The 18,518-nt window shown below is 73.1% G+C and carries 16 protein-coding genes; 7 read left to right on the forward strand and 9 right to left on the reverse strand.

Features of this window, described 5'->3' with window-relative positions; all coding sequences use genetic code 11:
* The first annotated feature begins 10 nt into the window (after window positions 1-10).
* Window positions 11-1,069: a tryptophan--tRNA ligase gene (gene trpS / locus AC6CKD_RS20500; RefSeq protein ID WP_498328881.1), complete on the forward strand. Its 1,059-nt coding sequence runs from the start codon at window positions 11-13 to the stop codon at window positions 1,067-1,069.
* A gap of 26 nt (window positions 1,070-1,095) precedes the next feature.
* On the opposite strand, the gene AC6CKD_RS20505 is transcribed toward trpS, so the two are convergent.
* A complete protein-coding gene (locus tag AC6CKD_RS20505; protein ID WP_498328882.1) occupies window positions 1,096-2,142 on the reverse strand; it encodes an AI-2E family transporter in 1,047 nt (348 codons plus the stop codon).
* Between the two features lie 38 nt (window positions 2,143-2,180).
* Entirely contained in the window at window positions 2,181-4,379 is a 2,199-nt protein-coding gene (locus tag AC6CKD_RS20510; RefSeq protein ID WP_498328883.1) for a SpoIIE family protein phosphatase, read from the reverse strand.
* 137 nt (window positions 4,380-4,516) lie between these two features.
* On the opposite strand from AC6CKD_RS20510, the gene aspS reads away from it, so the two are divergent.
* Both aspS and AC6CKD_RS20520 read left to right on the forward strand, forming a co-directional pair.
* Complete coding sequence (gene aspS, locus AC6CKD_RS20515; RefSeq protein ID WP_498328884.1) at window positions 4,517-6,322, forward strand: aspartate--tRNA ligase; 1,806 nt, start codon at window positions 4,517-4,519, stop codon at window positions 6,320-6,322.
* A gap of 248 nt (window positions 6,323-6,570) precedes the next feature.
* Entirely contained in the window at window positions 6,571-6,735 is a 165-nt protein-coding gene (locus tag AC6CKD_RS20520) for a hypothetical protein (RefSeq protein WP_498328885.1), read from the forward strand.
* 25 nt (window positions 6,736-6,760) lie between these two features.
* Here the strand turns inward: AC6CKD_RS20520 and AC6CKD_RS20525 are convergent, their stop codons facing one another.
* The gene (locus AC6CKD_RS20525; protein WP_498328886.1) at window positions 6,761-8,467 is read right to left on the reverse strand and encodes a VWA domain-containing protein; all 1,707 of its coding nucleotides are present in this window, start codon (window positions 8,465-8,467) and stop codon (window positions 6,761-6,763) included.
* A 292-nt stretch (window positions 8,468-8,759) separates the two neighbouring features.
* Here AC6CKD_RS20525 and AC6CKD_RS20530 point away from each other — a divergent pair, with 292 nt between their 5' ends.
* Complete coding sequence (locus tag AC6CKD_RS20530) at window positions 8,760-10,850, forward strand: PhoX family protein (protein WP_498328887.1); 2,091 nt, start codon at window positions 8,760-8,762, stop codon at window positions 10,848-10,850.
* Window positions 10,851-10,938: 88 nt separating this feature from the next.
* Here the strand turns inward: AC6CKD_RS20530 and AC6CKD_RS20535 are convergent, their stop codons facing one another.
* From AC6CKD_RS20535 to AC6CKD_RS20550, 4 genes are all read right to left on the reverse strand, one after another.
* Complete coding sequence (locus AC6CKD_RS20535) at window positions 10,939-12,195, reverse strand: sensor histidine kinase (RefSeq protein ID WP_498328888.1); 1,257 nt, start codon at window positions 12,193-12,195, stop codon at window positions 10,939-10,941.
* Window positions 12,196-12,211: 16 nt separating this feature from the next.
* Window positions 12,212-12,937: a hypothetical protein gene (locus AC6CKD_RS20540; RefSeq protein ID WP_498328889.1), complete on the reverse strand. Its 726-nt coding sequence runs from the start codon at window positions 12,935-12,937 to the stop codon at window positions 12,212-12,214.
* Window positions 12,938-13,034: 97 nt separating this feature from the next.
* The gene (locus tag AC6CKD_RS20545) at window positions 13,035-15,062 is read right to left on the reverse strand and encodes an FUSC family protein (protein ID WP_498328890.1); all 2,028 of its coding nucleotides are present in this window, start codon (window positions 15,060-15,062) and stop codon (window positions 13,035-13,037) included.
* 92 nt (window positions 15,063-15,154) lie between these two features.
* The gene (locus AC6CKD_RS20550; protein ID WP_498328891.1) at window positions 15,155-15,982 is read right to left on the reverse strand and encodes a hypothetical protein; all 828 of its coding nucleotides are present in this window, start codon (window positions 15,980-15,982) and stop codon (window positions 15,155-15,157) included.
* A 121-nt stretch (window positions 15,983-16,103) separates the two neighbouring features.
* On the opposite strand from AC6CKD_RS20550, the gene AC6CKD_RS20555 reads away from it, so the two are divergent.
* The 3 genes from AC6CKD_RS20555 to AC6CKD_RS20565 all read left to right on the forward strand — a co-directional run bounded on the left by AC6CKD_RS20555 (window position 16,104) and on the right by AC6CKD_RS20565 (window position 17,491).
* The gene (locus AC6CKD_RS20555; RefSeq protein WP_498328947.1) at window positions 16,104-16,577 is read left to right on the forward strand and encodes an RrF2 family transcriptional regulator; all 474 of its coding nucleotides are present in this window, start codon (window positions 16,104-16,106) and stop codon (window positions 16,575-16,577) included.
* Between the two features lie 33 nt (window positions 16,578-16,610).
* Complete coding sequence (locus tag AC6CKD_RS20560; protein WP_498328892.1) at window positions 16,611-17,006, forward strand: RidA family protein; 396 nt, start codon at window positions 16,611-16,613, stop codon at window positions 17,004-17,006.
* A 71-nt stretch (window positions 17,007-17,077) separates the two neighbouring features.
* Complete coding sequence (locus tag AC6CKD_RS20565; RefSeq protein WP_498328893.1) at window positions 17,078-17,491, forward strand: hypothetical protein; 414 nt, start codon at window positions 17,078-17,080, stop codon at window positions 17,489-17,491.
* A 222-nt stretch (window positions 17,492-17,713) separates the two neighbouring features.
* On the opposite strand, the gene AC6CKD_RS20570 is transcribed toward AC6CKD_RS20565, so the two are convergent.
* Window positions 17,714-17,872, reverse strand: a complete 159-nt coding sequence (locus AC6CKD_RS20570) for a hypothetical protein (RefSeq protein WP_498328894.1) — start codon at window positions 17,870-17,872, stop codon at window positions 17,714-17,716.
* Window positions 17,873-18,005: 133 nt separating this feature from the next.
* A complete protein-coding gene (locus tag AC6CKD_RS20575) occupies window positions 18,006-18,386 on the reverse strand; it encodes a hypothetical protein (protein ID WP_498328895.1) in 381 nt (126 codons plus the stop codon).
* Window positions 18,387-18,518: the final 132 nt, after the last annotated feature.

The following is an 18,518-nucleotide window of genomic DNA, read 5'->3' on the forward strand; positions in this document are numbered from 1 at the left end:
GGAGCAGACCGTGAGTACGTACGACCTGACGGCGGCGCGTCGGCGCAGCGCCGAGCTGGAGGAGCGGATCGGCGCCGATCCGGGGCGGTTCAGGGTGCTGACCGGGGACCGGCCGACCGGGCGGCTGCACCTGGGGCACTACTTCGGGACCCTGCAGGGCCGGGTACGGCTCCAGGACCTGGGCGTGGACACCTTCGTGATCGTGGCCGACTACCAGGTGCTCACCGACCGGGACGTGGCCGAACACCTCGGCGAGCACGTCGAGGAGCTCGTCCTCGACTACCTGGCCGCCGGGATCGACCCCGCACGGTCCACGGTCTTCGCGCACAGCGCGCTGCCCGCCCTCAACCAGCTGCTGCTGCCCTTCCTGTCCCTGGTGTCGGTGGCGGAACTGGGCCGCAACCCGACCGTCAAGGACGAGATCGCGCACTCCCGGCAGGCCTCGGTGAGCGGGCTGATGTTCACCTATCCGGTGCACCAGGCCGCCGACATCCTCTTCTGCAAGGCCGGCGTGGTGCCCGTGGGCCAGGACCAGCTCCCGCACCTGGAGGTCACCCGCACCATCGCCCGCCGATTCAACGAGCGCTACGGGGCGAACGGGCCGGTCTTCCCCGAGCCGGAGGCCCTGCTGTCCGCCGCGCCGCTGCTGCTCGGCACGGACGGCACCAAGATGAGCAAGTCCCGGGGCAACGCGATCACCCTGTCGGCCACCGCCGACGAGACGGCGCGCCTCCTGAAGGGCGCCAAGACCGACGCGGTCCGCCGCATCGGCTACGACCCGGCCGGCCGCCCCGAGGTCTCCAGCCTCGTGCTGCTCGCCGCGCTGTGCCAGGGCCGCGACCCGGAGTCGGTCGCGGAGGAGATCGGCGACGGCGGCGCGGCCCAGCTGAAGAAGGTCGTCACCGAGGCCGTCAACGAATACCTGGCCCCGATGCGGGCGCGCCGTACGGAGCTGGCGGCCGACCGCGGCCACGTACGGGACGTCCTTCGGCGCGGCAACGAGCGCGCGGGCGAGGTCGCCGAGACCACCCTGGCCGAGGTCCGCGCCGCGATGGGGACCACGTATTGATCGGGCGGCCCGATCGGGCCGCCCGATCAGGCGGCCTCCGCCGTGTAGCGGGAGCGCAGCTCCGAGACGACCCCGAAGAAGGCCGCGGTCAGCGGTACGGCCAGCAGCATCCCGAGGATGCCGGCGACGCTCGCTCCGGCCGTGATCGCCACCATGACCACCGCCGGGTGCATCTGCACGGTGCGGCTCTGCACCATGGGCTGGAGGATGTACCCCTCGATCATCTGGACGGCCAGCACCACGCCCAGCGCCCACAGGCCGATCACCCAGCCGCGGTCGGCGAGGGCGACCAGGACCGCCACGGCGCCGGAGAGGAAGGCGCCGAGGTAGGGGATGTAGGCGGTCACGAACACCAGGGCGGCCAGCCCCACGGCGCCCGGGACCTGCAGGATCAGCAGGCCCGCGCCGATCAGCAGGGCGTCGACCAAGGCCACGAAGGTGGTCCCGCGCATGAAGCCCTCTACGGCCCCGTACGCGCGCCGCCCCATCGCCTCCATCAGGTCGCCCGAGCGGGTCGGCACCATCGAGCGCAGGGTGCCCACGGCCCGGTCGGAGTCGCGGAGGAAGAAGAAGATCAGCACCATGGCCAGCAGGGCCGTCGCCATCATCGTCGCGACCACGCTGAGACCGGTGACCACGCCCGAGGCGGCCGTTCCGCCGAACTTGGTGAGCAGGTCCTTGGAGTTCTTGGCCACGTCCTCCAGGGAGGTGCCGAGCGCCCCGAAGTGCTGCGCGAGGTCCGTGCCGGCCTTCCGCAGGGAGTCGATGATCTGGTCGCCGGTCTCGATGAGCGCGAGGACGACGATGTAGCCGGCCCCGCCGACCACGGCGGCCACGGTCAGGCAGGTGAGGGCCGCGGCGAGCGAGCGGTTGACCTTCATGCGGACCAGCCGCCCGTGCATCGGCCCGAGCAGGGCCGTGCCGAGGACGGCGAGCAGCACGGGCGTGACCACCGCCCGGAAGACGGTGCACAGCCATACGACGAGGGCGAGGACGGCGGTGGCGAGGAGGACGACGACGCACCAGGCGGCGAGGCGGCGTACGGGCTCGGGCAGCAGGGGAGTTGTCGGCACGGCTCATCCAAACACGGCCCGGGGCCGCCACCCGAAGGTCAGTCCAGCGGGTCGGGTTCGGGTTTGGAACGTTCGTTCAGTACGAACCACGTGGACTTGCCCTCGCCGCGCGGGTCGACGCCCCAGTCGTCCGCCAGCATCTCCAGCAGCAGGACGCCCCGCCCGCTCGACGCCATCTCTCCCGGATGCCGCTTGTGCGGCAGCTCGTCGGAGGCGTCCGCGACCTCCACCCGCAGCCGGCGCGAGCCGAGTTCGCCCACGGCCTCGGCGATCAGCAGCGCGTCCCCGTCCGTGTGGACCAGTACGTTCGTCAGCATCTCGGAGACCATCAGCACCGCCGCGTCGACCTGCTCGGGGTCGGCCCAGTCGTGCAGCAGCTCCCGGATCTGCTGGCGGACCCCCGCGACCCGCTCCGGCTCCGCCTGGGCGACGGTCGTCATGGTGCGCCGGGCCGGGCGCGAGGGGTGCAGCAGCGGGGTCTCGCAGCCGCAGCCCTCGCCCTCGCGGCAGAGCAGGACGACGGCGATGTCGTCCTCGCGCCGGTCGGCCAGCGGGCCGGTGGTGTGGTGCGAGGACGGGCCGTGCACGGCCTGGACCAGCAGGTCTGCCAGCCGTTCCAGGTGCCGGGGCTCCGGGTCCTCGGAGGCGGGGGGCTGGGACTCCAGGATGGCCCGCAGCCGGGCCCAGCCCGTGTCGAGGTCGTGCCCGCCCGTCTCGATGAGCCCGTCGGTGCAGAGCATCATCGTCTCGCCGGGTTCCAGGGTGAACCGGGTCGTCGGGTAGTCGGTGTCCGGCACGATGCCGAGCGGCAGCCCGCCCGCCGTGGGCCGCATCAGGACCGTGCCGTCGGCCATCCGCACCGCCGGGTCGGGGTGCCCGGCGCGGGCCACCTCCAGCAGGCCGGTCTGCGGATCGCATTCCACGTAGAGGCAGGTCGCGAAGCGCGGGCTCTGGAAGTCGGAGTCCGCGCCGCCCCCGCCGGTGCCCGGGCCCGTGTCCGACCCCGTGTCCTGCTCCGAGCACAGACCCGCCAGGAAGCGGGAGGCGCGCGAGAGCACCGCGTCGGGCCGGTGGCCCTCGGAGGCGTACGCGCGCACCGCGATCCGGAGCTGGCCCATGAGCCCGGCGGCCCGGACGTCGTGGCCCTGGACGTCGCCGATGACCAGCGCGAACCGTCCCGACGGCAGCGGGATCATGTCGTACCAGTCGCCGCCGACCTGGAGCCCGCCGCCGGTCGGCACGTACCGCGCGGCGATGGTCATCCCGGGGATCTCGGGGCCGAGCTGGGGCATCATCGAGCGCTGGAGGCCGGTGGTGAGCTCCCGCTCGGATTCGGCCACCCCGGCGCGCTGGAGCGCCTGCGCGAGCATCCGGGCCACCGTCGTCAGGACGGAGCGCTCGTCGGGGGAGAAGGACACCGGGTGCTTGAACGCGGCCATCCAGGCGCCCATGGTCCGTCCCGCGACGATCAGCGGCAGGAAGGCCCAGGAGATCCGGCCGAAGCGCCGGGCGAGCGGCCAGGTGGCCGGAAAGCGCCGCTTGTAGTCCTCCGGGCTGGGCAGGTAGATCGCCCGCCCGGTGCGGACGACCTCCGCGGCCGGGTAGTCGGTCAGCAGCGGCATGTCCGCGAAGGGGCCCTCGTCCCCCGGATCGTGCCCGTGGTGCCCGATGATCGACAGCCGGTCGCCGGACACGCCGAAGACGGCCAGCCCGTCGGGGATGAACCCGGGCATGGACAGCGAGGCCGCCACCCGCAGCACCTCGGCGGTGGAGCGGGCCTCGGCCAGCGCCCGCCCGGCGTCGAGCAGGAACGCCTCGCGCGAGCGGCGCCAGTCGCCGGTGATGGGGGTGTGCGCGGCCGTGGTGCCGGGCTGGGCCTCGGCTATCTCCTGGATGGTGCCGATCAGCTCGTAGTCGAGGCGGCCGTCCGGGGCGCGGTTCTCCAGCGGCTTCGAGCGGCTGCGCACGGTGCGCAGCACGCGGCCGTCCTCGTCCATGATCCGCAGCCGGGCCTCGGCGAGGGTGCCCTCGGCGACCGCGAGGTTCACGATGCCGTTGATCTCGTTCCAGTCCACCGGGTGGAAGCGGGAGCGCACGGCGACCTCGGGAAGCGCGACGGGCTCGGCGGGCAGCCCGAGCAGCCGGGCGGCCTCGCTGTCGAGGGTGACCGTCCCGGACGCGTTGTCCCATCGCCACAAACCGGTCGCGATGGCGGCCAGGACGTCCTCTGTGCGCACCTGGTCATCTTTACAGGTCATCCACCTGACGTGCCTGTTCACCACCCCGGGCGAGCGGGCCCGCACGGGGTCGCGCGCCGGACGGTAACCTTGGGACGGTTGAATCCACCCTGGTATCACGTAGAACTGGATGACTGATGCATCGGTACAGGTCCCACACGTGCGGCGAGCTTCGTGCCTCCGACGTCGCCTCCGACGTCCGGCTGAGCGGCTGGCTGCACAATCGTCGAGACCTGGGCGGCATCCTCTTCATCGACCTGCGTGACCACTACGGCATCACGCAGCTCGTCGCCCGTCCCGGCACGGCCGCGAACGAGGCGCTCAGCAGCGTCACCAAGGAGACGGTCGTCCGCATCGACGGCAAGGTCGTCTCCCGCGGCGCGGACAACGTCAACCCCGAGCTCGCCACCGGCGACATCGAGGTCGAGGTCACCGCGGTCGAGGTGCTCGGCGCCGCCGCCCCGCTGCCCTTCACCATCAACACCGACGACGGGGTGAACGAGGAGCGCCGCCTGGAGTACCGCTTCCTCGACCTGCGCCGCGAGCGCATGCACCGCAACATCATGCTGCGCTCGGCCGTCATCGCCTCCATCCGCTCCAAGATGGTGGCGCTCGGCTTCAACGAGATGGCGACCCCGATCCTCACCGCGACCTCTCCCGAGGGCGCCCGTGACTTCGTCGTCCCGTCCCGCCTGAACCCGGGCAAGTTCTACGCGCTCCCGCAGGCGCCGCAGCAGTTCAAGCAGCTGCTGATGATCTCCGGCTTCGACCGGTACTTCCAGATCGCGCCCTGCTTCCGCGACGAGGACGCCCGCGCCGACCGCTCGCCGGGCGAGTTCTACCAGCTCGACGTCGAGATGTCCTTCGTCGAGCAGGAGGACGTCTTCCAGCCGATCGAGCGGCTCATGACGGAGATCTTCACCGAGTTCGGCAAGGGCCGCGCGGTCACCTCGCCGTTCCCGCGGATCCCGTTCCGCGAGTCGATGATGAAGTACGGCAACGACAAGCCCGACCTGCGGTCCAAGCTGGAGCTCGTCGACATCACCGACGTGTTCGAGGGCTCGGAGTTCAAGGCGTTCGCCGGCAAGCACGTGCGCGCCCTGGCCGTCCCGGACACCGCCGCCCAGCCGCGCAAGTTCTTCGACGGCCTCGGCGAGTACGCGATCTCGCTGGGCGCCAAGGGCCTGGCCTGGGTCCGCGTGGGCGAGGACGGCGCGCTGACCGGCCCGATCGCCAAGTTCCTCACCGAGGAGAACGTCAAGGTCCTCACCGAGCGCCTCGGTCTGGCCGCCGGTCACGCCGTGTTCTTCGGCGCGGGCGAGTTCGACGAGGTCTCCAAGATCATGGCGGGCGTCCGCGTCGAGGCCTCCAAGCGGGCCGGGCAGTTCGAGGAGAACGTCTTCCGCTTCTGCTGGATCGTCGACTTCCCGATGTTCGAGGCGGACGAGGAGACCGGCAAGATCGACTTCTCCCACAACCCGTTCTCCATGCCGCAGGGCGGCATGAAGGACCTGGAGGAGAAGGACCCGCTCGACATCCTGGCGTGGCAGTACGACATCGTCTGCAACGGCATCGAGCTGTCCTCCGGCGCCATCCGCAACCACGAGCCCGAGGTCATGCTGAAGGCCTTCGAGATCGCCGGTTACGAGGCCGAGACCGTCGAGCGCGAGTTCGCGGGCATGCTGCGCGCCTTCCGCCTCGGCGCCCCGCCGCACGGCGGCATCGCCCCGGGCGTGGACCGCATCGTCATGCTGCTCGCCGACGAGCCGAACATCCGCGAGACCATCGCCTTCCCGCTCAACGGCAACGCGCAGGACCTGATGATGGGCGCGCCCACCATCCTGGAGGAGTCCCGCCTGCGCGAGCTGAACATCGCGCTGCGCAAGCCGGTGGAGACCAAGTCCACGGAGCCGGTCGAGAAGTCGGTCAAGCCGCACCAGTAGGCCGGCGCGGGCGGGTCCGGCCGCGGGGCTCCGCTCCGCCCGGGCCCGCCGGGGCTGTCGTACGCATGCCGAAGGGCGTGGGTTCCGTAGGGAACCCACGCCCTTCGGCGTCGTCCGGTGGGCCCGGGTGGCCGGGTGGCCGGGTGGCCGGGCCGGACCCTCTCCCGGACCGCGGCGCCGCTCCCACGGGGTGCCCAGGCCGCGCGCCGGGCCGGCCAGGGACGGCGGCGGCCGGCCGCTGGCTTCACATGGCCGGCAGCGGCCGCTTCACCGGACGGACCGGTGAGACGACGGTCGCCGCCCACGGACCCGTCGATGGCTTCGGCGTGCACGTCGGCGGCACGGTCGGCTTCGTCGCGGAGGGCCGCCTCCTGGAGGTCCGGTCCCCCGGCCTGTCCTCCCCTCGGGGGTGAACGACGGGCCGGGGGGCTAGCGCCCCTAGAACTTCTCCAGCAAGCCCTTGAGGAGGGCCGCCGAGGTCAGTTCGGCCGGCGCGGGGCCGGCGTGGAAGAAGCCGGCGTTGTCGGCGTCCAGCTTGCGCAGGAAGTCGAAGGCCTTGGCGTCGTGCTCGCCGAAGGCGACGAACTGCCAGTGGATGCCGGGGGCCGCGGTGGCGGCGTCGGCGATCGCCTGGCGGGCGGGGCGGACGTTGTCGGGCGCGCCGTCCGTCTGGAACACGACCAGGGCCGGACCCTCGCCGCCGTCCTTCTGGTAGCGCTCCACGACGGCCTCGACGGCGACGTGGTAGCTCGTGCGGCCCATGCGGCCGAGCTCGGCGTGGCGGGCCTCGACCCAGGCCTCGTCGTGGCCGTCGAGGGTGAGGTCGGCGGTGCCGTCCACGTCCGTGGAGAAGAAGACCGTGTGGACGGTGGCGTTCTCGTCGAGGTGCGCGGCGAGGGCGAGGGCGTGGTCGGCGAGGTGCTGGACGCTGCCGTCCTTGTAGAACGGGCGCATCGAGCCCGACCGGTCGAGCACGAGGAACACGCTGGCGCGGGCACCGGTCTTGCCCTTGGTGCGCAGGGCCTGTCCGGCGGCCTTGTACGCGGCCGCGAGCGGGGGCGCTTGCCGCTTGAGGGCGGCGAGGGTGTGCGCGGGGCCGCCTGCGGCGGCATCGGCGGTGAGGAGCTCGGCCTCGGGCTCGGCCTCAGCCTCGGGCTCGGCCTCAGCCTCGGTCTCGGCCGCGACAGGCTCCGCCTCGGCGGTGTCCTGCGCCTGCGGCGCCTCGGCGTCGGCCGCCACGGGCTCGTGGGCGGCCTGCGGCTCCGGCTCCGTCTCGGTGTCCGCTTCCGGGGCGGCTACGTCGGCCTGCGGCTCGGTGGGCGCCTCGGCGGCGGGCTCCTCCTCGGGTGCTGCGGCCAGGGCCGGTTCGGCCTCGGCGGCGAGGGGCTCGGCTTCGGCCGGCTCCGCCGGGGCGACGGCGGCGGCTGCTTCGGCCTCGTCCGCCGGAGCGGTGAAGGACTCGGCTTCGGCCTCCGCCACCTCGGCTGCGGGCGCGGCCGCGGGCGCGGTCGCGTCCGCCTCGGCCGGAAGGGGCTCCGGCGTTGCCTCGGCGGCCTGTTCGGCCTCGACCAAGGCCTCGGCTGCGGCCTTGGGCTCAACCACGACCTCGGCTGCGGCGTCGGGCTCGTCCTCGACTACGACCTCGGCTGCGGCCTTGGGCTCGACCACGTTCTCGGCCTCAGCCTCAGCCTCGACCACGGCCTTGGGCTCGGCCTCGACCACGGCCTCGGCCGCAGTCTCGGCCACGGGCTCGGTTTCGGCGACCGGGGGCTTCTGCTCGGCGGCCGGTTCCGCTTCGGCGGCTACGGGCTCCGCTTCGGTGGTGGCCGGGGGCGTCGTGGCGGACGGCGCCGCGGGGGCTGCCGGGGAACCCCCGGTGGGGGACCGGCGGGCCTCCGGGACCGTGGGGTCCGGGTTGGGGGCCGGGGCCGGGGCGGTGAGCACCGTGCCCGGTTCGAGGTCCCGGGGGGTGGACTGCGGGGGAACAGTGGGGTTGTCGAAGGAGGCGGCGACCAGCTCGGCCGCCGCGTCCAGGGGGGTGCGTTCGGTCTGGCTCGGGAGGGCCGCCGAAGTGGTGCCGGTCGTCTCCGGAACCGATTCAGAGGTCCGTCCGAACACCTTGCGCAACAAGCTCCGAATACCCATGGGCCAGGCCTTTCGCATGAGTGTGTACGTCATTTGTCCGTGCTGCGCGGTAGATCCCTGCCCAGAGTGGACACGTAAGGTTATCGGCCCCTTGGCTGGAACTTCGGGAGGGGCACCTTTCGTGGCGCCCACTGCTCAAACACACCCGTTCCGCCCCCGAACTTCCGCCCCGACGTGCCGGATTCACCGGGCGTTCACCCAGCGGCCGCCGCTTCGGCGCAACCCGCCCATAGCGTCACCGACGGATTGTTCCGACACGTTGTCGGGGACCGTGCATCTACGGAGGACACTCGTGCGCAAGCTCCTGCCGCTCATCGGCACTTCTCACGGGGGCGGCCGTTCCGCTCTCACCTGCCGCTACCGCTGCGGCGACGCCTGCTTCCACGAGGTGCCGAACACCAGCGACAACGAGTACGCCGGCGATGTCATAGCCCGCGCCTACTCCCGCCGCGCGATGCTCCGCTCGGCCGCCGTCGTCACGGTCGCCTCGGCCGCCGGTACCGCCGTCACGCTGAGCGGCAACGGCTCCTCCGCCTCCGCGGACCCCACGGTCGAGGCGCAGCGCGCCGGCGCCGCCGGGGTCAACGCCGAGGGTGCCCGCGGTCTGCGCTTCAAGCCGGTCGCGCCGAACACCGCCGACCAGGTCACCGTCCCCGAGGGCCACGAGCAGAACGTGGTCATCCGCTGGGGCGACCCGATCCTGAAGGGCGCACCGGGCTTCAACCCGGACAAGCAGACCGCAGCCGCCCAAGCCGGTCAGTTCGGTTACAACAACGACTTCCTGAGCCTGCTCCCGCTCGGTGGCGCCTACGAGCGCCAGCAGCTGCTCGTGGCCAACCACGAGTACACCGACGAGCAGCTCATGTTCAAGGCGTACGACGCGGCCAACCCGACCCGCGAGCAGGTCGAGATCGCCTGGGCCGCGCACGGCCTGTCCGTGGTCGTGGTCCAGGAGGACCACCGCAGCGGCAAGCTGACCGCAGTCAACCGCCACCGGCTCAACCGCCGGCTCACCGCCACGAGCGAGTTCCGGCTGACCGGTCCGGCCGCGGGCGGCGCCCTGCTGAAGACCTCCGTAGACGCCACCGGCACCAAGGTGCTCGGCACGCTCAACAACTGCGCCGGCGGCACCACCCCGTGGGGCACGATCCTGTCCGGCGAGGAGAACTTCAACCAGTACTTCGCCAACGGCGCCGGCGTCACCGACCCCGTCCAGGCCGCGCGCCTCAAGCGCTACGGCATCTCGGGCGCGGCCTCCGAGCGCAAGTGGGAGCGGTTCGACAAGCGCTTCGACGTCACGCAGGAGCCCAACGAGTCCCACCGCCACGGCTGGGTCGTCGAGCTGGACCCGTACGACCCGGACTCCACCCCGCGCAAGCGCACCGCGCTCGGCCGCTTCAAGCACGAGGCCGCGCAGCCCCGCCTGACCGAGGACGGCCGCCCCGTCGTCTACATGGGCGATGACGAGCGCTTCGACTACTTCTACAAGTTCGTCTCGTCGAAGCAGATGAAGAAGGGCGGCTCGCGCGCCGCCAAGGAGCACAACCTCACGCTCCTCGACGAGGGAACCCTCTACGTCGCCAAGCTCACCGGCGACTCACCGGCCGGTCGGATCGACGGCTCGGGCAAGCTGCCCGACGACGGCGAGTTCGACGGCTCCGGCGTGTGGATCAAGCTGGCCACCGGCAACGTCTCGCACGTGGAGGGCATGACCGCCGAGGAGGTCTACGTCTTCACGCGCCAGGCCGCCGACAAGGTGGGCGCCACCAAGATGGACCGCCCCGAGGACGTCGAGCCGTCCCCGCGGACCGGCCGCGTCTACATCGCGCTGACCAACAACAAGGACCGCGGCGCGGCGGGCAAGGCCCCGGCCGACGAGGCCAACCCGCGCAACGGCAACAAGCACGGCCAGGTGCTGGAGCTCGCCGAGAACTTCGACGACCCGGCGGGCGATGGTTTCGCCTGGCGGCTCTTCCTCGTCGCCGGTGACCCGAACGACCCGTCGACCTACTTCGCGGGCTTCCCGAAGGACAAGGTCAGTCCGATCTCCTGCCCGGACAACGTGGCGTTCGACCCGCACGGCAACCTGTGGATCTCCACGGACGGCAACCAGCTCGGCTCCCACGACGGCCTGTTCGGCGTCGCGACCGCCGGTGAGCGCCGCGGTGAGCTCAAGCAGTTCCTGACCGTTCCGAGCGGCGCCGAGACCTGCGGCCCGATCATCCAGGACAAGCGCGTCCTGGTCGCCGTCCAGCACCCGGGCGAGATCGACGGGGCCTCCGTCGAGAACCCGAAGTCGGCGTGGCCCGACGGTCCCGGCAAGCTCGTCCGCCCGGCGGTCGTGTCGGTCTGGCGCAAGGACGGCAAGAACATCGGAGTCTGACGTCTGGCAACCGCGCCGAGGTGAGTTGAGCCGGTGGGCGCCGGCCGATGCGCGTGCGTGTTTCACGTGAAACATCGGCCGGCGCCGCTCAACTGACGTCCGGCAGGCGCCCGACCGGCAGCAGGAGCGTGGTCACCGCGCCCCCGTCGGGGGCGTTGGAGAAGCGCAGGTCGATCTCCAGCACCTCCGCCTGCCCGGCGGCGATGGTCAGGCCCAGCCCGTGGCCACGCCCGCGCCCCGGATCCCCGGTGCGGAAGCGCCGCGGCCCCTGCTCGATCAACTCGGCCGGAAAGCCGGGTCCGTGGTCCCGTACGGTCACCAGCGGTCCGGTGACGGTCACTTCGATCGGCGGCCGCCCGTGCTTGTGGGCGTTGACCAGCAGGTTGGCCAGGATCCGGTCTAGCCGGCGCCGGTCGGTGAGCACCACCGCGTCCCGCTCGATCCGTACCGCGACGGGCAGTCGGGTGCCCGCCGCCGCCCGCTCCACCGCGCGGCCGAGTTCCACCCGGGCCAGGTCGGCCCGTTCGACGCCGGAGTCCAGCCGGGAGATCTCCAGCAGGTCCTCGGTGAGCAGGTGCAGGGCGTTGAGCCGGTCGTTGATCATCTCCTTGGGCCGGCCCTCCGGCAGCAGCGCGGCCGCGGCCAGGGACCCCGTGAGGGGGGTGCGCAGCTCGTGCGCGACGTCCGCCGTGAACCGCTTCTCCGCCTCCAGCCGGGCCTGGAGCGAGGCTGCCATCGAGTCGAGGGCCTGTGCCACGTCCCGTACCTCGTCGCGGGAGCGCGGTCGGGGCCCTTCCGCACCGGCCGGGAATCCGACCCGCGCGTCGAGGTCCCCGGCGCTGATCCGGCGGGCCACGGCGGCCGTGGTGGCGAGCCTGCGGCTGATGCGGTTGGCGAGGAAGAGACCGGCGAGGGCCACCAGCCCGGCGGCGAGGACGGCGGAGACCAGGATGGCGGCGTCGGTCTCCCGGAGCCGGGTGCGGGTGCTCTCGTAGGGGACCCAGACGGCGAGGGCCTTGCCGTCGGCGGGCCCGGCCGCCCACATGACGGGTTTGCCGTCCTGGGTGCCGGTCATGCTGCCGGTCAGCCCGCGCGCGACCAGCTCGCGCAGCGGGGCCGGGAGGCCGGGCGGGTCGAGGGCGCTGTTCCCGTCCCCGTGCGCGGTGCCGTATTCGTACTGGCTCAGGGCGTAGTCCAGCTCGCGGTCCACGTCCTTGCGGACCTCGCCGACGAGCTGGCGGGCGACCACGTTGTGCACGAGGATGCCGAGCACGGCCGCGACGGCGCAGCACACCGCCGTGGTGGTCATGGCGATCTTCCAGCGCAGGCTGCTCGTCCGGCCCATCGTGGTCCCGGCCCCCTCAGCCCGTGCCGGCGCCCGTGCCCGGGGCCGGGCAGGGGGAGGCGTCGCCCTGGTTCGGGCACTCGTCGAGGGTGAGCTGGTCGAGGTTCATGATCCCGGCCTCCGGGTCCCACACGTAGTCGGAGATGGAGACCTTCTTCGGGTTCGAGGTCGGCTCGCGGACCGCCAGGTGCTCGGCGGCGACCTCCACGCCCTCCAGGACCCCGCGCCGGGACAGGATGCGGGCGATCGTCCCGTCGTCCCGGACGGTGTAGACGCGCAGTTCGCTGACCCGGCCGTCGATGTCCAGGGCGGTGATCAGCTCCGCCCTGCCGTTGCCCGTCACATCGGCGAGGACCGCGGGCCGGACGGGGCAGTCGGGGCCGCCGTCCACAGCCTGTGTACAGAGCGCCATGCGCTGGATCGCGCGGGGGTCGACGAGCCGGCCCGTGCCGGCGTCCGCGGTGGTGGCGGCGGTGATGTCGGCCCGTACGACGTCCACGGCGTTCACGCCCCGCATGGACAGCTCGGGGACCTTGGCCAGGCCCGGGACGGCGGTGGCCGTGCCGGGCTGCTGGCCGGGGGCCGGGGGGTCGGGGCGGATGTCCTTCCACAGAGTGCGGGGGGCGCGGGCCGTGCCGAGGTCGCCGTCGCTCTGGAGGCCCTCCACGTCGGCGCAGCCCGCGGCTGCCGACAGGGCGGCCGCCAGGAGGAGGGCCCGGCTGCGCCGGCGGAAGGACCTCATGTGCTGATGCTCTCCCGCCGTGAGCGGGGTGGCCCGGGGGCGGGGCCATTGGGGGGACGGCGCGGCGCCGGGCTCCGCCGGTGGGGCCGGACGTGGCTCACCGGGAGCCGCGGGTCGGGTCCGCGATGGCTCGGGCTGCCGTGAGTTCTTGGCGGACCGGGGCGAGGACGGAGGTTTCGTCGACCTCGGGGGGTGGTGCGGGGCGGAGCTGGGTGGGGGTGTGGACGCGGCGGACGCCGTGGGCCAGGGCGCGGAGGTCTTCGGCGATCGCCTCGACCTCGTGAGGTCCCGGGGGCTCCGCGCCGTGGTTGACCCGGACCCGCGCGGCCGTCGTCGCGTCGACGATCCGCTCGACGGCGACCACCAGCGGCCACCACGCGGCGGCCCGCTCCCCGGTCGGCGGCGGCTCGGTCAGCGCCCGCTGGAACTCGCTGCGCACGCCCGACAGGTCCCGGTAGATGCGCCGGCGGGCCTGGAGCCGGGCGGTGCGGCCCGCCCGTTGGCCCGCATCGGTGTCGGGGGCGGAGCCGAAGGCGCGCTCCACGTACCGGGCGGCGTCGTCCACCGCGTCGGCGAGCCGGTCGCCGATCCGGGTGTGCCAGCTCTCGGGCCACAGCAGGTACCCCGCGATCAGGGTGATGGCGCAGCCGATCAGGCTGTCGAGCAGCCGGGGCCGGACCAGGTCGAAGCCCTGGTGGTTGAGCAGGTCGGACAGGAGCAGGATGACCGGGGTGATCGCCGCGGTCTGGAAGGCGTACCCCTTCACGGAGAAGACGGGGATGAGGGCCGCCAGGACCACCATCACCGGCACGTCCCACCACCCCCGCGGCACCTCCGAGAGCACGGCGGCCGCGACGACGAGTCCGCCCGCGGTGCCCAGCGCGCGCAGCACGGCCCGGGAGAACACCGAGCCGAAGTCGGGCTTGAGGACGAAGGTGACGGTCAGCGCGACCCAGTAGGAGCGCTCGATCTCCACCACCGATACGAGGGACTGCGCCAGCCCGATGCACAGCGCGAGCCGCAGCCCGTACCGCCACGAGGCCTCGGAGAACATCATGTCGCGCACCGCCCGGCGGGCCCGGACGCGGAGCGCGGCGGGCCGGCCGAGCCGGTCGTCGACGTTGTACGGATCCGGCTCGGCCATCAGCACGATGGTGGCCGCGTGCCGCAGGGCCGCGTCGATGGCCCGCTCGGACTGGCTGTCGGGCGCGGGCAGGTCCAGCACGGGGGTCCCCGTGCGGCCCTCCTCGACGGCCGCCGCCAGTTCCCGTACGGCCGCCGGGATCGCGGGGGAGAGGGGCCTGCGGCGCAGGTGGGCGGCGGGCGCGGCCTCGACCAGCGGGATCAGCACGTTCAACTGGGCCAGCATCCGCACGAGCGAGGGACTGCGGCCGTGTACCCGGGCCCGGCGGCCCAGCACCAGGTCGTAGGCGTGGTTGAGGGCCTGCGTGACCTGCTGGCGGCGCTCCTCGTACGCGGGTCCCGGTCCGCCCGCCGCCTCCAGGGTGTCGGCCAGGGCCCGGTACGCGGCGGCCACCGAGGCCCGCTCCGGCCGCCGGCCGCGCAGCGGCCAGCCCAGCAGGGTCAGCAGGAGGACGAACAGGCCGCCGGCGCTCAGCAGCAGCGGAGCCGTCCACCAGGGCCGGGGCATGGGCAGGCCGGCCCCGACGACGGCGTTCAGCAGGAGCAGCAGCCCGGAGACGGAGGCCACCGTGCCGATGGAGGAGATCATCCCGGAGACCAGGGCGATCAGGGTGAGGACGCCGACCGCGACCCAGCCGTGCCCGAAGACCAGGGTGCCCAGGGCGACGCCCACGGCCCCGAAGAGCTGGGGCACGGCGATGTTCAGGATCCGCATCCGGTAGGCGTCCGCGGTGTCGCCGATGACCCCGGACAGGGCGCCCATCGAGACGAGCGCGCCGTACTCGGGCTCGTCGACGGCGAAGCCGACGGCCAGCGGCAGGGCCAGGGCGACGGCCGCGCGCAGCGCGGCGGCCCAGGGGATCGGTGCGGAACTCGGCCGCAGCCCCTTCAGCAGCCAGGCGGGCGGGGCCAGCGGACTGAACCGTCCGGCCGCCTGCCCGGCCCGCCCGGACCGTATGTCTTCGGTGCGTTCGGTGCTCATTCCCGCTTCCGTGCCGCCGCTCGTGAATCGGTTCTTCTGTGCTGTTCTACGGGATGTTCTACGGATTTGCGTGCCAATCCGCCGTTCCGAGCTTATGGGGTGCGGCGCAGTCGGCCCGTCAGCCAGGCGGCCAGGGCGACGGCCAGTCCGACGGCCAGCACCACCCAGGTGGTGGTCCGCAGGAACGCGGTGAGCGCGTCGTACACCGCTTCGGCGGCCGCCCGGTCGATGTCGGCCGGCAGGTCGTCCAGGGTGAGGCGGCGGCACAGCACCACGGCCGCCCACAGCAGGGCGGCGCCGACGGCCAGCCCCAGCCCGGTGGCCAGCACGGCCCGGCGGCGCCGGACGGCGACGGCGATAGCGGCCGCGGCCAGCACCACGGTGAGCACGGGGAGCCAGACCCCGGCGATCTGGAGCATGCGGAAACCCTTCCGGAGCGCACCGAGGTTGTCGTACTCCATGACCTTCACCGAGAGGCGGGTCTCGGGGATGCGGTCGGCGAACGGCACGCCGTTGTCGACGAGATCGCCCTTGACCCGGGCGATCACGGGCGCGAGGTCGATGGTCACGGCGTTGCCGTCGCCGGTGGTGAGTGCCTGGAGGAAGGCTCCGTGGGCGGCGCGGTTCGCGGCGTCCCAGGCGGTTCGGTAGGCCGGGGTGCCGACGAAGGAGTGCAGGGCCTCGCCGAGCAGGGCGTCGACCCCGCCCTGGAAGGGGCCGGCGTCGATCTGCCCGGAGAGGGCCCGGCCGGCCTGGGTGACGACGAGGTTCTGCACGGCGGGATCCGAGGCGAGCGGGGACATGGCCGCGGTGTAGCGGTCGGCGCTGCCGAGTTCGTGATCGGCCCAGTACGCGACGGCGCTCGCGGGCACCAGCAGGGCCACGAGCGCGATGAGTACCGCCGAGAGGAAGGTCCGCACGTCACCAGGGAAAGGGGGCCGGGCGCGCGGCGCGAGCCGGGTTGCTGCGGCCGGGTGGTGCGGACCGGGCGCGTCCGCCTTGGCCCTTCTAATCTGGACATCTAATATCCAGATTATGAAGATGAGTGAGGGCGTCGAATGGGCCCTGCACAGCTGCCTCAACCTGGCCTGGAGCGGTGACGGCCGGGCGGTCTCGGCGGCCCGGCTGGCGGCCTGGCACGAGCTGCCCGCCGCATACCTCAACAAGCAGCTCCAGGCCCTGGCACGGGCGGGCATCGTCACCTCCACCCCCGGTCCGCGGGGCGGCTTCCGCCTGGCGCGGCCGCTCGACTCCATCTCGCTGATGGACGTGGTCGCCGCCGTCGAAGGGCCGGACGAGGCCTTCCGGTGTGCGGAGATCCGGCGGCAGGGCCCCGGCGGCGGCGAGGAGCCGCCCGCGGCCGACTGCGCCATCGCCCACGCGATGGGCCGGGCCGAGCTGGCCTGGCGCCGGGCGCTGGCCGCCCAGACCCTCGACGAGATCCGGCAGCAGGCCGAACGGCAGGCCCCCGAAGCCCCCGAGCGGCTCCGCGCCTGGCTCGCCGCCGCCCGCTAGACACCCTCTGGACAACTGACCCAGGAGCTTGGAATGACGCGCAGCATCACCAACCCGGCAGAACTCCACGACCCCACCGTCTACGGCTACAGCCACGTCGTCTCCGCGCCCGGACAGCAGGTGTTCATAGCCGGCCAGTACGGCTCCGATCCGGCCGGTCACGTGGTCTCCGACGTGTTCGACGACCAGGTCGGGCAGGCCTTCGCCAACCTCCGCACCGCCCTGGAGGCGGTGGGCCTGGGCCTGGGTGACGTGGTCCGCATCGGGACGTACGTCGTCGGACACGACCAGCGGAAGCTGGAGGTGCTGCTCAAGCACCTGCACGCCGCCTGGGGCACCGAACTGCCCGCCCAGACGCTGATCGGCGTGGCCGCGCTCGCCCTGCCGGACATGCTCTTCGAGATCGACGCGGTGGCGGTGCGCGCCTAGGCCGCCGACTGCTCCGGTTGCCGGTCCCGGGTTGCGGGTGTGCCCTGGAGGATGGGAGAGAGGAGCCCGTCATGGCACATGCGGCACCCACCGCCCCCCGGGGGCACCGGCAGCCGGCGTCCCGTACGACGGCCCACACGAGCAGGTCCGCCCTGGTGCGACCCCTGCTCATGGGACTGGTCTACGGCGTCTACGCCGCCTTCATGCAACGTCAGATGGGGCCCGTCGACGCGGGCAACGTCTTCTACGGGATCCTGTGCGGCGCGATCTTCGCCGCCTGCCTGGTGGCCCTCGCCCGGATCGGCCCGCAGCTGGCGCAGGAGCCGCACGCGGCGGCGTACGGGATCTTCGCAGGCATCTCGTTCGGCTACCTCTACAGCCTGGCCGGGGAGTCGATCCTGAAGAGCTCGGGCCTGGGCCTGCTCGTCGGCGCGGGCGTCGGCGCGGCGGCCTACTACCGCTACCACACGCGCCACGCCTCGTAGGCGGGCCGGGCGGCCCGCGAAGCAAGGTGCGGAACTCGGCTGAACAGTACTTTCGGCCGGGTAGTCGGGACGGAAGACCGATGTTCGTGGGCGGTCGGGTGGATGAGACTGGATGAGGCGCCGGTTCCCGCGCTCCGTGGTCGAACCTCACGTGACCACTCTCCGTTGCCGAGGGCGCGGGAACCGGTGCCTCCTCATGTCGTGATGCCCCTGCGCGACGTCCTACGCGGCCGTGTCGTCCCCGGCCGGGGGTTCCGCGGCGGTCTGGGCGGTCTTGGCGGGCTCGGGTTCCTGCTGGCGTACGGGCGGGGCCGGCGGGGAGAAGCGGGCGGCCTCGGCGCGGAGCATGGCGTTCAGGGCGAGGTACGGGTCGAAGGGCATGGCGGAACCTCACGGTGTTTCGGGGGGGTGGGGGACGCGCGCCAAGGGCATGGGGAGTGCCGGGTGAGCCGGGTGTGCCCGGTGAGTCGGCTGTGCGGGGCGCGCGGTGTTGCTGCTCGGCCTCCCGGTCCGGTCAGCAGCGCAGCACCACGCCCCGTACCGCCCGCAGGGATGCCGGCGGTGCGCCGATCCCCGCCGGGCGCGGGTCCGGTGCCGTGGGGCCGGACCGGGGAGGTTTCACGTGAAACACGGGCCGCCGCGGTCCCCGTACGCCGGGGACCCCGCGCGTGGGAACCCGTACCGCTGCCCGTACTTCGGGATCGCCGGCCGGATCGGCCGGTGACTCGGCGGGCTCGGCCGGGGCGCTGGGCGCGGAGCGGGCACCTTCGGCCGTCCCGCCGGACGGACCGGATCCGCCGAAGCCGAACAGGCACAGCAGCACGGCGCAGAGCACCGTCAGGGCCGTCTTCAGGGCCCTGTCCGATGCCGTCTGCGCACGCCGGATACCGCTCATGCGGAGGGTGTGCCCCGACACGCGGGCGGACTCTCCAACGGGACCGCAGCGTCCCCCGACCGGGGGACGAAGACACCCCCCACGGCCGTCAGGTGGCCGCAGGCGGTGTCCGTCTTTCGGGTGCCGCCGCCG

The organism is Streptomyces sp. GQ60 (assembly GCF_059758875.1).

What these genes read in the sequence shown, in the direction of transcription:
- AC6CKD_RS20540 (WP_498328889.1), bottom strand. Translation starts at nt 12,937, where the DNA reads ATGAGGTCCTTCCGCCGGCGCAGCCGGGCCCTCCTCCTGGCGGCCGCC.
- AC6CKD_RS20575 (WP_498328895.1), bottom strand. Translation starts at nt 18,386, where the DNA reads ATGAGCGGTATCCGGCGTGCGCAGACGGCATCGGACAGGGCCCTGAAG.
- AC6CKD_RS20535 (WP_498328888.1), bottom strand. Translation starts at nt 12,195, where the DNA reads ATGGGCCGGACGAGCAGCCTGCGCTGGAAGATCGCCATGACCACCACG.
- aspS (WP_498328884.1), top strand. Translation starts at nt 4,517, where the DNA reads ATGCATCGGTACAGGTCCCACACGTGCGGCGAGCTTCGTGCCTCCGAC.
- AC6CKD_RS20570 (WP_498328894.1), bottom strand. Translation starts at nt 17,872, where the DNA reads ATGCCCTTCGACCCGTACCTCGCCCTGAACGCCATGCTCCGCGCCGAG.
- AC6CKD_RS20525 (WP_498328886.1), bottom strand. Translation starts at nt 8,467, where the DNA reads ATGGGTATTCGGAGCTTGTTGCGCAAGGTGTTCGGACGGACCTCTGAA.
- AC6CKD_RS20560 (WP_498328892.1), top strand. Translation starts at nt 16,611, where the DNA reads ATGACGCGCAGCATCACCAACCCGGCAGAACTCCACGACCCCACCGTC.
- AC6CKD_RS20565 (WP_498328893.1), top strand. Translation starts at nt 17,078, where the DNA reads ATGGCACATGCGGCACCCACCGCCCCCCGGGGGCACCGGCAGCCGGCG.
- AC6CKD_RS20520 (WP_498328885.1), top strand. Translation starts at nt 6,571, where the DNA reads ATGGCCGGCAGCGGCCGCTTCACCGGACGGACCGGTGAGACGACGGTC.
- AC6CKD_RS20545 (WP_498328890.1), bottom strand. Translation starts at nt 15,062, where the DNA reads ATGAGCACCGAACGCACCGAAGACATACGGTCCGGGCGGGCCGGGCAG.
- AC6CKD_RS20555 (WP_498328947.1), top strand. Translation starts at nt 16,104, where the DNA reads ATGAGTGAGGGCGTCGAATGGGCCCTGCACAGCTGCCTCAACCTGGCC.